The organism is Herbaspirillum sp. Sphag64 (genome assembly GCF_014192645.1).
Taxonomy (GTDB): Bacteria; Pseudomonadota; Gammaproteobacteria; order Burkholderiales; family Burkholderiaceae_D; genus Herbaspirillum.
Map to the genome: position 1 here is coordinate 262,075 of NZ_JACHYE010000004.1, position 12,173 is coordinate 274,247.

General features: G+C 55.2%; 11 protein-coding genes and 1 pseudogene. 8 read left to right on the forward strand and 4 right to left on the reverse strand.

The features are described 5' to 3' along the window. The first annotated feature begins 10 nt into the window (after window positions 1-10). Complete coding sequence (locus FHW66_RS09880; RefSeq protein ID WP_183379604.1) at window positions 11-1,021, forward strand: asparaginase; 1,011 nt, start codon at window positions 11-13, stop codon at window positions 1,019-1,021. 53 nt (window positions 1,022-1,074) lie between these two features. Here the strand turns inward: FHW66_RS09880 and fghA are convergent, their stop codons facing one another. Then, window positions 1,075-1,920, reverse strand: coding sequence for an S-formylglutathione hydrolase (fghA, locus tag FHW66_RS09885; RefSeq protein ID WP_183379605.1), 846 nt, complete (start codon window positions 1,918-1,920; stop codon window positions 1,075-1,077). 1 nt (window position 1,921) lies between these two features. After that, window positions 1,922-3,028 carry an S-(hydroxymethyl)glutathione dehydrogenase/class III alcohol dehydrogenase gene (locus tag FHW66_RS09890; protein WP_183379606.1) on the reverse strand — a complete coding sequence of 369 codons (1,107 nt, stop codon included), beginning with the start codon at window positions 3,026-3,028 and terminating at the stop codon, window positions 1,922-1,924. A gap of 1,129 nt (window positions 3,029-4,157) precedes the next feature. On the opposite strand from FHW66_RS09890, the gene FHW66_RS09895 reads away from it, so the two are divergent. Beyond that, on the forward strand, window positions 4,158-4,535 hold the full coding sequence (locus FHW66_RS09895; protein WP_183379607.1) for a hypothetical protein: 378 nt from the start codon (window positions 4,158-4,160) through the stop codon (window positions 4,533-4,535). 15 nt (window positions 4,536-4,550) lie between these two features. Then, window positions 4,551-4,856 (forward strand): annotated as a pseudogene (locus FHW66_RS09900) (metal-dependent phosphohydrolase); the annotation flags it as partial. A gap of 149 nt (window positions 4,857-5,005) precedes the next feature. On the opposite strand, the gene FHW66_RS09905 reads toward FHW66_RS09900, so the two are convergent. Both FHW66_RS09905 and FHW66_RS09910 read right to left on the reverse strand, forming a co-directional pair. Then, on the reverse strand, window positions 5,006-5,371 hold the full coding sequence (locus tag FHW66_RS09905; RefSeq protein WP_183379609.1) for a helix-turn-helix domain-containing protein: 366 nt from the start codon (window positions 5,369-5,371) through the stop codon (window positions 5,006-5,008). 224 nt (window positions 5,372-5,595) lie between these two features. Continuing rightward, window positions 5,596-6,972: an L-serine ammonia-lyase gene (locus tag FHW66_RS09910; RefSeq protein WP_183379610.1), complete on the reverse strand. Its 1,377-nt coding sequence runs from the start codon at window positions 6,970-6,972 to the stop codon at window positions 5,596-5,598. 305 nt (window positions 6,973-7,277) lie between these two features. Here FHW66_RS09910 and FHW66_RS09915 point away from each other — a divergent pair, with 305 nt between their 5' ends. The 5 genes from FHW66_RS09915 (at window position 7,278) to FHW66_RS09935 (ending at window position 12,167) form a co-directional block, all read left to right on the forward strand. After that, window positions 7,278-8,207, forward strand: coding sequence for a DMT family transporter (locus FHW66_RS09915; RefSeq protein ID WP_183379611.1), 930 nt, complete (start codon window positions 7,278-7,280; stop codon window positions 8,205-8,207). Between the two features lie 205 nt (window positions 8,208-8,412). Further along, entirely contained in the window at window positions 8,413-9,378 is a 966-nt protein-coding gene (locus FHW66_RS09920) for a threo-3-hydroxy-L-aspartate ammonia-lyase (protein ID WP_183379612.1), read from the forward strand. Between the two features lie 14 nt (window positions 9,379-9,392). Then, a complete protein-coding gene (locus FHW66_RS09925; RefSeq protein WP_183379613.1) occupies window positions 9,393-10,019 on the forward strand; it encodes a transcriptional regulator in 627 nt (208 codons plus the stop codon). Beyond that, entirely contained in the window at window positions 10,009-10,980 is a 972-nt protein-coding gene (locus FHW66_RS09930; RefSeq protein ID WP_183379614.1) for an ornithine cyclodeaminase family protein, read from the forward strand. The genes FHW66_RS09925 and FHW66_RS09930 overlap by 11 nt, the downstream gene beginning before the upstream one ends. Before the next feature lie 23 nt (window positions 10,981-11,003). Then, on the forward strand, window positions 11,004-12,167 hold the full coding sequence (locus FHW66_RS09935; protein ID WP_183379615.1) for an alanine racemase: 1,164 nt from the start codon (window positions 11,004-11,006) through the stop codon (window positions 12,165-12,167). Window positions 12,168-12,173: the final 6 nt, after the last annotated feature.

A 12,173-nucleotide genomic window follows, 5' to 3' on the forward strand; every position in this document is an offset into this window, starting at 1 on the left:
TTGCTCTCCCATGACGATCACCCACCATAAACCGCATATCGTACTCATCGGCACCGGCGGCACTATTGCTGGACGCGGTGAAAGCACCGTAAATGCATCGGCCTACGATTGCTCGGTGTTACCGATTGAAGAGATTCTTGCCAGTGTCGAAGCCGCCTCAGAGATTGCGCATATTGGTGCTGAGCAACTGTTTCAGATGGGTTCTGAAAACTTTGGCAGCCAGCAATTGCTAACGCTGGCAAAGCGTGTCTCTGCCTTGCTCAAGCGTGATGACGTTGACGGCATCGTCATCACGCATGGCACCGACACCATGGAAGAGACCGCTTACTTTTTGCATCTCACGCTCGACAGCGACAAGCCCGTGGTATTCGTCGGCGCCATGCGGCCGCCCTCGGCACTCAGTGGTGACGGTCCATTGAATCTGTATAACGCCATCGTAGTTGCCTCCAGCCCCAAGGCACGTGGCAAAGGGACGCTACTGGTCTGCAACGACGAGATTCATACCGCACGCGACGTCTCCAAGCAAAATACCTTCAAACTGGAAGCCTTCAGCTCGCCGTACGGTCCGTTGGGTGTAGTGGTGGAGGGTGAGGCATTGTTCTACCGCGCGCCTGTGCGACCGCATACAGTCCACACAGACTGGTCGATAGAACAGATCGCCACGCTACCCGAAGTTGGTGTGGTGTATGCCCACGGTGGCGTGCGCCCAGGCTTGATCAAGGCCATGATCGATGGTGGCGTCAGCGCGATCATCTACGCTGGTACTGGCAACGGTAATGTTGCCCAATCGCTGGTGGATAGCCTGCGGCAGGCGCGCAACCGCGGTATCCATATTGTGCGCGCTTCACGCACAGGTAGTGGCGTGGTCGTGCGCAATGGTGCGCAACCCGATGACGCCTACGATTGGTTGGTGGTCGGAGACCAGATTGCGCATAAGGCCCGCATCCTGATGATGGTGGCACTCAGTCTGAATCGCGAATGCAGTACGACCGAGTTGCAGCGTATTTTGAGGGATTACTAACCTGCCATGCGAGACCACATTGGTCATGCTGCAGACAGTAATCTCCCTTTAACCTAACCCAACACCTCTGCATGAAACCGCAGGTGATCCTCCATGAAGCTGGAGATGAAGTAATACCCATGATCGTAACCTGCATGCCGTCGCAGGCGCAGTGGCTGGGCAGCCGCCACACAGGCTGATTCAAATTCCTCCGGGAGCAGTTGCTCCGCGAGGAATTTATCACTCAGGCCCTGATCAATCAAAATCCCCTTGGGGAACGGCCGCTGCAGGTTGCGCATCAGCGCGCTGGCATCATGCTGCTGCCATACTGCCTTGTCGTTGCCGAGATAATGACTGAAAGCCTTTTCACCCCAGGGGCATTGCGACGGTGCCGCAATCGGTGCAAATGCCGAGACGGAGTGGTACAGATCGCGATGGCGCAATGCCAGTGTCAATGCGCCATGCCCACCCATCGAATGGCCAAAGATCCCGATACGCTCCTGATTCGCTGCAAACTGCTGCAATACCAGTTGTCGCAGTTCACCTGTAACATACGACTCCATCCGGTAGTGGCTACTCCATGGTGCTTGGGTTGCATCGACATAGAATCCCGCGGCCACGCCGAAGTCCCAGGAGTCACTTTCGCCGACGATATTCGCCCCGCGCGGGCTGGTGTCGGGCGACACCAGCATGATCCCCAGTTCTGCAGCTACGCGTTGCGCGCCAGCCTTGATGACAAAGGTTTCTTCAGTACAGGTCAACCCGGCCAGATAGAACAGCACCGGTACCTTGCCCTGTGCCGCCTGCGGTGGCACAAAGACCGAGAAGCGCATCGGCAGGCCGATTTCAGTGGAGTGATGCTGGTAAAACTGTTGCACGCCACCAAAGCAGGCGTGTTCACTGAGCAGTTCGATGGCCATATCAGAACTCGACGACAGAACGGATGGACTCGCCACTCTTCATCAGATCAAAACCTTCATTGATCCGCTCCAGCGGCAGCTTGTGGGTGATCAGGTCGTCGATGTTGAGCTTGCCTTCCATGTACCAGTCGACAATCTTTGGGACATCGGTCCGACCACGTGCACCGCCGAAGGCAGAACCCTTCCAGACCCGGCCGGTTACCAGCTGGAACGGGCGGGTGCTGATTTCCTGCCCGGCAGCAGCGACGCCGATGATGATCGACTGGCCCCAGCCCTTGTGACAGCATTCCAGCGATTGACGCATGGTGGTGGTGTTGCCGATACATTCGAAGCTGTAGTCGGCACCGCCGTCGGTCAGGCCAATGATGGCATCGACGACATTCGGAACATCCTTGGGATTGATGAAATGGGTCATGCCAAATTTGCGTGCCATTGCTTCACGGCCCGGATTCAGGTCAACGCCGATGATCTTGTTGGCACCGACCATACGCGCTGCCTGAATCACGTTCAAGCCGATCCCGCCCAGACCAAACACGACCACGTTGGCACCAGCTTCCACCTTGGCGGTGAACAGCACCGCGCCGACGCCTGTGGTCACGCCACAGCCGATGTAGCAAACCTTATCGAAGGGGGCGTCTTCGCGAATTTTTGCGAGGGCGATTTCAGGCACCACGATGTAGTTGGAAAACGTTGAGGTTCCCATGTAATGGAACAGCGGCTTGCCATCCAGCGAGAAGCGGCTGGTGGCGTCTGGCATCAAGCCACGGCCTTGGGTCGAGCGGATGGCCTGACACAGATTGGTCTTTTGCGAGAGGCAGAATTTGCATTCGCGGCATTCGGGTGTGTAGAGCGGGATGACGTGGTCATCTTTCTTCAGGCTCTTCACGCCAGGTCCAACTTCGAGAACCACACCCGCACCTTCGTGGCCGAGAATGGCTGGGAACAAGCCTTCCGGATCGGCGCCGGAGAGGGTGTAGTAGTCGGTATGGCAGATGCCGGTGGCCTTGATTTCGACCAGCACTTCACCGGTACGCGGGCCGGCGAGATCAACTTCTTCAATGGTCAGTGGTGCGCCTGCTTTCCATGCGACGGCTGCTTTGGTCTTCATGTGTTCTCCCTTGGGTTCGTGCATACGGTGGATGCGGATGATGGATATTCGGCCGCACTTGAGCAGGGCAGATCGTATCAAGTTTTGGTAAATCAGGTGCGGTACTCAAAAATGGTTATTTGGCAATATTCGTGGTTGCGCTCAGTAGAGATGTCCCTTTTTAGCTCATGGTGAGCTTGTTAGCGTTGGATTGCTCTTTCTTCGCTGATTCTTGCTGTTCTTCGGACGACCTAGCCGGGGGTGGCCCGGCAGCCACTCACTTTTCTTGCTTCGCCAAGAAAAGTAAGCAAAAGAAGGCGACCGCAACTTACGTCGCCCCTGCGGGGGGCCCGCCGCTGCACCACGTCAATCGGGAGAAGCGCACAACTCGCTACGCTCAGACAAGCGCTTCTCTTTTTCCAATTGCCGCAGCGCATCAGCGGCGACTCCACATGCGGAATTCTTTTTGCCGGCTCGCTACGCATTGCCTTGGTAGGGCGGTATGCGACAGTATTTATTGTGAGATTTTTCGCTGTGTTTTTTAGCGTGAATGCCAAGTCTGAATTTGCGTGCATTCGTCAGCGCGATGCGAAGCGAGCGGTTTGGGAATCCCGCATGTGGAGTCGCCGGTACTGTGTTGCAGCAATCGGAAGAAGATCGATGCTTGTCTGAGCGAAGCGAGTTTGCATCGGTCCCGATTGATGCGGCACGGTGCCGGGAACCCCGAAGGGGCGACGTAAATTGCGGTCGCCTTCTTTTGCTTACTTTTCTTGGCGAAGCAAGAAAAGTGAGTGGCTGCCGGGCCACCCCCGGCTAGGTCGTCCGAGGAACAGCAAGAATCAGCGAAGACATGTAATTGGGCAATAAACGTTGACCATCGTTTTATCGAACGGTATTCTGAACGCATCCCTAAAAAAGAATGGGATCAGGTTTGACAGCCTGTGAATCGTACCGGCGAAAGGCCGCGTCTTTGTGACGCGTTTTTTTCGCCCTGCTTTCGCACGTCTCTATGGCGGGCCTTGGCAGGGACACCTTCGGGTGTGCCGGTTCTGGTATGGTTCCCGGTCTGTCAACCCTGTCTTGTGCCCGCCACCCTCGTCATGTTGAGGAGCTGGCCGGTACTTCACTTGTGTACCTTAACGGAGGCTCCATGATCGACAACGACAGCAGTTCCGCCAGCACCAACGACACTTCATCAGATACATCCGCAGACACATCCACACGCGCAGCAGACTCCACGATCCATCAGGATTTTCATTGGGTCGACGGCGAGTTGCAGGGTAGCCTCTACGGCAATCTTCTGGAAACCACACTCGATGTTTCAGCAGGCATTCACGCCTGTCTGCAAATTGTGTACGCCAGTGCACTTGAGCGTGCGGCCAATGAGGATGCCGATGCAGATACACCAGCCACCCCGGTAGTCGGCGTAGTGCAAGCCGATCAATTGATGCGGATGGCGATTGCATCAGCAGGGTTGTTGCGTGATGAGGCAAGGCGGCAGGTGGAGGATCTTGCAGAAGCAGCTTGAAGCCTAAACGCGCGTGATATCGACAGCTTTATGACGTGGTGGGCGGATGACTGTAAATATTATGTCTTCCCCTCCACGCTTGTTGCCGATGGTATTGCTGCGATTTGTGAGCGACATATTGAGCGCTTCAAGGAGTCGAATCTCTATGGAAGTCTTCACAACCGTATCGTAGTCGGCAACATGATGGTTGATTACGAAACCGTGACGCGAACCTTCCCTGAGGGACCAGGGGAGATCGAGGTGATCTGCATTTACGAGGTCGAGAGAAATAAAATCGTGAATGCCTGGTTCAAGCAGGGAGAGCGGAAACTTCACGCATGAGGCTTATCCGGTAACGTAATACCAATAGTTTTCTTAGCTGATCATATAAAGAAAGCGGCAGCCCAAATTGCAAAAAATTGGACTGTCACTTAACTTTCTGAGCAATGTATAGCGTTCAATGCCGTCTATAGCCTATAGACGTAGACACACTAGTCGAATGTCTTAGAAATAGTCATCGTTATGGACCGTTCCAGTGTTGGATGTCTTACCCGCCGAGCACGGCCACGTGCATCCGTGATCAGTTCAGGCAAAGCTGTTGCTGGTGGTGTTGGCACTAGTACCGATAGCATTCCGAGCACATTCAATACCGATAGATAGGCACCAATGGCAGCAGCAGGATCGCCGCGTTCGATGCGCCCCAGTGTGTTTTTGGAAATTTGCGCACGCTGACAAAGTTCGGCTCCCGTGATGCGTTGTGTCAGGCGTTGCGATTTGATGACCTCACCCCAGAGCCTACAGCGTTCCAGTACTAGAGTTGGATACTTGTCAGATGTGGAGATGAGTTTCTTTGGCATGATTTTTTAGTGCTATAGATAGTTCTTTAAGGCACATAAGGGATTATCTATAGTCATATTATGTGGCTGATTAACACAGCGCCAGCATGGTAATACGACGTAAGCCAATAGGCATTAGCAGGTCTTTACTGCTTGTTGCAGTTTCACTGCTTTATACCGGCTGCCGGAAATGACGAGGATGTTCATTGCTGTATCTCTTGTCGGTACCAATGGCACCAATGTCATCAACACTCAACGATATTCACCGCCAGCCCGCCGCGTGAGGTTTCCTTGTACTTGGTCTTCATGTCGGCGCCGGTTTCCTTCATGGTCTTGATGACCGAATCGAGTGAGACAAAATGTTGCCCATTACCACGCAATGCCATACGGGCAGCGGTGACGGCTTTGGTGGCACCCATGGCGTTGCGTTCTATGCAGGGAATCTGCACCAAGCCGCCGACGGGATCGCAGGTGAGACCGAGATTATGTTCCATGCCGATCTCGGCAGCGTTCTCGACCTGCGCTACCGAACCACCTGTGACGGCGCACAATGCCCCTGCAGCCATCGAACAGGCAACGCCGACTTCACCCTGGCAGCCAACCTCGGCACCGGAGATGGAAGCGTTGAGTTTGTAGAGAATGCCAATCGCACCGGCAGTCAGTAAAAACTCCACAATGCCATCTTCATTGGCACCCGGACAGAAACGGTCGTAGTAATGCAGCACCGCCGGGATAATGCCGGCGGCACCATTGGTTGGTGCTGTCACGACACGGCCACCACAGGCGTTCTCTTCATTGACGGCCATGGCGTACAGGTTCAGCCAGTCCAGTACGGATAAGGGATCAGCAAGGCCGCGCTCACCGCGTTTGCTCAGTTGCTGAAGCAGATCGGGCGCACGACGACGGACCTTGAGCGGGCCGGGCATCGGATCGCTGGAGTGGCAGCCGCGGTCCACACAGGCTTGCATGACGCTCCAAATATGCAAAAGCTGGCTGCGAATGTCGTCGGCGCTGCGCCAGGTCTTCTCATTTTCCAGCATGATCTGCGCGACCGTCATGTTGTGACTGGCGCAGATGGCCAATAACTCGTCGCCAGTCTTGAAGCCATAGGGTAATTGCTGTGCAGCTGCCATCACCTGTGTGTTGGGTGCGCCGGCAGTGACGACGAAACCACCGCCGACAGACAGGTAGGCTTTCGCAGCTACTACCTGCTGTTGCGCATCAAGGGCTTCGAATTTCATGCCATTTGGGTGTTCTGCCATGGCTTCGCGGCGGTAGAAGAGAATGTGTTCTTTCTCCGTAAAACGCACCGGATGCTGATCAAGAATGCGTAAGGTGCTGCTCTGGCGCATGTCCACAAGGTAGCCATTGGCGAGATCAGGATCGATGCTATCCGGCGCATGGCCCATCAGGCCAAGGATGACGCCTTTATCGGTACCATGCCCTTTGCCGGTGGCGCCCAGTGAGCCATAGAGGGCAATGCGGATGGTGTGGACGTCAGCGAGTTTGTTTTCGTCTTGCAGATGGTTTGCAAACATCAAGGCTGCGCGCATGGGGCCAACGGTATGCGAGCTGGAGGGGCCAATGCCAATTTTGAAGATATCGAAAACGCTGACGGCCATGTTTGTCCTTTAGAAGCAGCGGGCGATGTAGTCGCTGTCTGTTGTTATTGCTTGAGAATAGTGCGAGTCAACGCGCGTAGAGCGAATGGTAATTGTGCCGTTGCGTGACGCTAGATTCTCGATCTTACCAGTGAAGGTGGGCCTTGATCCGCCTAGTGTGGAAGGAGTGTGGATTCCTTTGCAGTTTTGCAAGACAGGCTTGATTTGAAAGCAATAAATGGATTGAGAATTCCTGAGAAGCAGCGTTTAATCCATGCTACCGATCATCAGCATGGTGAATCGATAAACAACTTAAGGAGAAAAGGATGCGGGTGGCAGACTATGCAAGACTGGTTCTACTAGCGGCGATCTGGGGAGCAAGCTTCTTGCTCATGCGGATTGCAGCACCGGTGCTGGGGGCGTTGCCGACGGCATTCTTCCGGGTCTTGTTTGGTGCCATCGGGCTGGCCGTATTGTTGGCATTGATGCGCACAACGTGGGTCTTCAAGGGCAAGTTCAAGTCGACGATGCTGTTGGGCGTGATCAATTCCGGCATTCCCTTTTTGATGTATTGCCTGGCAGCCAAGCTGCTGCCTGCCGGTTATTCGGCCATCTTCAATGCGACGACCCCGTTGATGGGGGTGGTGATCGGTTACCTCTTCTTTCAGGAAACCCTCAGCGGCAAGAAAATCGGCGGGGTCATTGCCGGTCTTGCCGGTGTCAGCCTGTTGACCGCAACCGGTCCGGTCACCATTAGCAGCACCGTGGTTCTGGGGGCATTGGCCTGTCTGGTAGCAACGGCTTGCTACGGCACGGCTGGATTTTTGACCAAGCGCTGGATTTCGGAAAAGGGTGGGCTAGACGCCAAATTGGTAGCTTTTGGTAGCCAGATTGGTGCTACCGTTTTTCTGGCACCGATCTTTGGTGGCGCGGCATTGATCGCACCGATGGCGTCGTGGGGCGATATGCATGTCTGGCTGGCGGTGCTTGGGGTCGGGGTTTTTTGTACAGCGTTTGCCTATATTCTCTACTTCCGTTTGATCGCGGATATCGGCCCAGTGAAGTCACTGACGGTAACTTTTCTGATTCCTCCCTTTGGCGTGCTTTGGGGATTTCTGTTTCTCGGGGAGCAGGTCACACTGGCGCATCTGGAAGGCGGCGGTCTGATTGCGCTGGCAGTATGGTTGGTGCTGGCGCCAAGCCAAACACGGGTATCCAATGCCAAAGCAGACGCGAAGCCTCCTGTCTCTGACTGAGCCATTGCCACTGCTGTGACCGTTGCGGCAGAAACTCTGCAAGTCATTGATTTGCAGAGTTTTTTATTGCTGTATGATCAGATCGTTCTGGACGATTTGTCTGAATATGGAATTTAATTTGATTTTTTATCCAGAAATGGATAAATTATCCATATCAAAGCCATCTCACCCTCTGATTTCTCGATCAGTCATTCCGGAGCACATCATGACCGTCGCCTCACCTCTCCAGTTCCGCCATATTCAAGACGCCGCCAAGCGTATCGCCGGTGTTGCCCATCGCACTCCAGTACTGACCTCCAAGACCGCCAATGCCCTTGCCGGTGCGGAACTGTTTTTCAAATGTGAAAACTTTCAGCGCGTCGGTGCCTTCAAGTTTCGTGGTGCCTACAATGCGCTGTCGCAATTCACCGAAGCGCAGCGCAAGGCTGGCGTGGTGTCTTTTTCATCTGGCAATCATGCCCAAGCCATCGGTTTGGCCTCGCGCCTGCTGAACATCCCGGCGCTGGTGCTGATGCCGCACGATGCGCCGCAGACCAAGATCACGGCCACCCGCGAATATGGTGCGGAAGTGCAAACCTATAACCGCTACACCGAAGATCGCGAAGCGATCGGGCGCGATCTGGCTGAGCGTCGCGGCATGACGCTGATTCCGTCCTACGATCATCCAGATGTCATCTGTGGCCAAGGCACCGCAGCGCTGGAACTGTTTGAAGAAGTGGGGCAGCTTGATGTGTTGCTGGTCTGTCTTGGCGGTGGCGGTTTGCTGGCAGGTTCGGCACTGGCCGCCTCGGGGGCGTCGCCGCAATGTGAAGTGATTGGTGTCGAGCCTGCGCTGGGCAATGATGGCCAGCAATCCTTCCGTGCCGGCAAGATCATTCATATTCCGGTGCCGGACACGATCGCTGACGGTGCCAAGGTCACCCACGTGGGCGAACATAATTTCCCGATCTTTCAGCAGCATGTCAAAGACATCGTCACCGTTGATGATGCACAGTTAATTAGCACCATGAAGTTCTTTGCCGAGCGCATGAAAATCGTGGTTGAGCCAACCGGTTGTCTGGGGGCGGCAGCCGCGCTGCAACAGGCCTATCCGATTGCAGGCAAGCGCGTTGGCGTGATTGTCAGTGGTGGTAATGTGGATTTGCCGGTTTTGTCGCAATTACTGGCTTGAATGTTACGAACACGATGAAAAAGAGCACCGAACAACTCCAGTTGCTGGAACAGGTGAAGCAGATTGCCGATGGCCTCGGTCAGACCTTTGCGCCGTTTTGCGAAGTGGTGGTGCATGATCTGCTGGACCCAAAGCATGCGGTATTGGCCATTCACAATAACCTGTCGCAGCGTGATATCGGCCAGCCAGCGACCGAGCTTGGTCTGGCACGCATCATCGATCCTGATTTTGATCAGATCATTGCCAATTATCCCAACAAGTTTGCCGATGGCCGGCAGGTCAAAAGTACCTCGATTGGTATCAAGGATACGAGCGGCAATTACATTGCCGCCTTGTGCATGAATGTTGATCTGACCTTATTCCATGGTTTTCAGAATGCCATGAACCAGTTCCTGGCAATCGACTCTGCCAAGAAACCCGGCGAGTCACTCGATCCGGCAGGTGCCGATGCGATTCGCGCCCGCATTGATCAGTTTGCCGCCAGACTGGCCAGTTCGCCGCGCACCCTCAAAACGCGCGAACGCAAGCAACTGCTGCAAGAACTCAAAGAGTCCGGTTTGCTGGAAGTACGCCGGTCGATGGAAATCATCGCCGAACATCTCGGCGTGTCACGCGCCTCGGTCTATACCTATGTCAAATAACGCTCGCTTGCTATTGCTCAACGCCGATGTCGTGGCGTCCTTCCTGCAACCGAACGATGTCTTGCAAGCCGTACGCGATGCCTTTCTGTTGCACAGCGAAGGCAAGGGCCGGGTATTCCCTGTCATCCGCGAGAAGCTTGCCACTGGCGGTATCTTCGGTATCAAGGCCGGTGATGTGCAGATCGATAGTCTGCTCGGCTTCAAGGCCGCTGGTTTCTGGCCAGACAATCGCACCCTCGGCAGCGAGCCACATCAAGCCACGATCATGCTGGTCAATCCAGCGACGGGTCGTCCGCAATGCATCATCGATGGTAATGCCATTACCACGGCGCGTACCGGCGCAGCGGGGGCTATCGGTCTGCAACAGATGGCACCAGAGCATGTCAGTCAGCTGTGCGTGTTTGGCACAGGTGTGCAGGCGCGTGCGCAGCTGCGTTATGCGTTGCAGGTCCGGCCTGATATTCGTAAGGTGCTTTACCTCAGTGCCGATCACCAACCCAGCGCTAGCTTTGAAGCCTTGTTCCGCGACCAAGTCAGCCTGCAGCACGCCACTGATGCCGATGCCGCCGTGGCCTCCAGCCAGATTGTGGTTACCACAACACCTGGTTTGGGAGCGCTATTTCACGTTGCTGCGATTCAGCCGGGAACCCACCTGAATTGCGTCGGTACCGACACCAAAGGCAAGCGCGAGTTACCAGAGGGCGTCTTGCCTCGGGTGCGGCTGGTAGTCGATGACGCCATTCAGGCGCGACAGATTGGCGAGACGCAATGGGCGCCCGAAACACCTTGCCACGAGATTGGTGATTTGTTACGTGGTGCAGTTCAACTGCAGCGCCAGCCGGACGACATTACCCTGTTCGACATGACCGGGCTGGCGCTGCAAGACTTAACGGTCGCCCGTCTTATCTACCAACGTGCCCTTGCTAGCGGCGTTGGTATCGACGTTGCATGGCCCTGGTAATTTTTTGATCGATTGAGACCATCATGTATGCTGCTTTAACATGGCAATCCCTGCCAACACTGGAAACGCCGCTGCTACTGCTCGACGAGCAAACAATGCAGCGCAATATCGTGCGCATGCAAACACGCATGAACAGTTTGGGTGTGGCTTTCCGCCCGCATGTCAAAACCAGTAAATGTCCCGAAGTCGCGCGGCGGCAGCTTGCCGCTGGTGCGACAGGTATTACTGTATCGACGCTGAAGGAAGCGGAAGAATTTTTCGGCCAAGGCTTCAACGACATTCTTTACGCCGTGGCGATGGTGCCAAACAAGCTTGAGCATGCCTTACAACTATTGCGTGCCGGGTTGCATCTGACCTTATTGGTGGAATCGGTTGCCGCTGCCGAGATGCTGAGCCAGCATGGTCGTGCCAATGGTGTTTGCTATGAGGTGCTCATCGAGGTCGATACTGACGGCCATCGCTCCGGTATTGAACCCGCTGATCCCTTGCTGCTGCAGGTAGCCTCTACATTGCAAAACGATGGCAAGCAGGGCGCGCGGTTTAAAGGCGTACTGACTCATGCCGGTAGCTCCTATGACCTACGTACTCCCGAAGCACTGGTCGCCATGGCGGAGCAAGAACGTTCACTTTGTGTGCTGGCGGCAGAAAACCTGCGTGCGGCTGGCTACCCGTGTGAAGTCGTCAGTATCGGCTCGACGCCGACGGCATTGAGCGCGACGTCTCTGCCCGGCGTGACCGAGGTGCGTGCCGGTGTTTATGTTTTCTTTGATCTGGTGATGGCGGGTGTGGGTATCTGCAGCAAGGAAGACATCGCTCTCAGTGTACTGTGCACAGTGATCGGTCATCGTCCAGCGAACGGCTGGATTATTACGGACGGTGGCTGGATGGCGATGAGCCGTGACCGTGGCACACAGAAGCAGGAGCACGATTTCGGTTACGGCATGGTGTGCGATGTTGCTGGCAAGGTGATTCCGGAGTTGGCGTTCACGCAGGCCAATCAGGAGCACGGCGTACTGCAATGGGATGGTCAAGCGCAGACCAATATCGCGCAGAAATTCCCGATTGGGTCACAGTTGCGGATTGTGCCCAATCACGCTTGTGCCACCGGGGCGCAGCATCAACGGTATGTCGTGCTGCCAGCGGTGGGGAATGAGTTACAGGTGTGGGAGCGGTTTGGTGGGTGGTGAGCGTTA

Bases quoted from the DNA above. Each gene is read 5' to 3' on its own strand.
- FHW66_RS09935 (WP_183379615.1), top strand. From the start codon at position 11,004: ATGTATGCTGCTTTAACATGGCAATCCCTGCCAACACTGGAAACGCCG.
- FHW66_RS09880 (WP_183379604.1), top strand. From the start codon at position 11: ATGACGATCACCCACCATAAACCGCATATCGTACTCATCGGCACCGGC.
- FHW66_RS09895 (WP_183379607.1), top strand. From the start codon at position 4,158: ATGATCGACAACGACAGCAGTTCCGCCAGCACCAACGACACTTCATCA.
- FHW66_RS09890 (WP_183379606.1), bottom strand. From the start codon at position 3,028: ATGAAGACCAAAGCAGCCGTCGCATGGAAAGCAGGCGCACCACTGACC.
- FHW66_RS09920 (WP_183379612.1), top strand. From the start codon at position 8,413: ATGACCGTCGCCTCACCTCTCCAGTTCCGCCATATTCAAGACGCCGCC.
- FHW66_RS09910 (WP_183379610.1), bottom strand. From the start codon at position 6,972: ATGGCCGTCAGCGTTTTCGATATCTTCAAAATTGGCATTGGCCCCTCC.
- FHW66_RS09925 (WP_183379613.1), top strand. From the start codon at position 9,393: ATGAAAAAGAGCACCGAACAACTCCAGTTGCTGGAACAGGTGAAGCAG.
- FHW66_RS09915 (WP_183379611.1), top strand. From the start codon at position 7,278: ATGCGGGTGGCAGACTATGCAAGACTGGTTCTACTAGCGGCGATCTGG.
- fghA (WP_183379605.1), bottom strand. From the start codon at position 1,920: ATGGCCATCGAACTGCTCAGTGAACACGCCTGCTTTGGTGGCGTGCAA.
- FHW66_RS09930 (WP_183379614.1), top strand. From the start codon at position 10,009: ATGTCAAATAACGCTCGCTTGCTATTGCTCAACGCCGATGTCGTGGCG.
- FHW66_RS09905 (WP_183379609.1), bottom strand. From the start codon at position 5,371: ATGCCAAAGAAACTCATCTCCACATCTGACAAGTATCCAACTCTAGTA.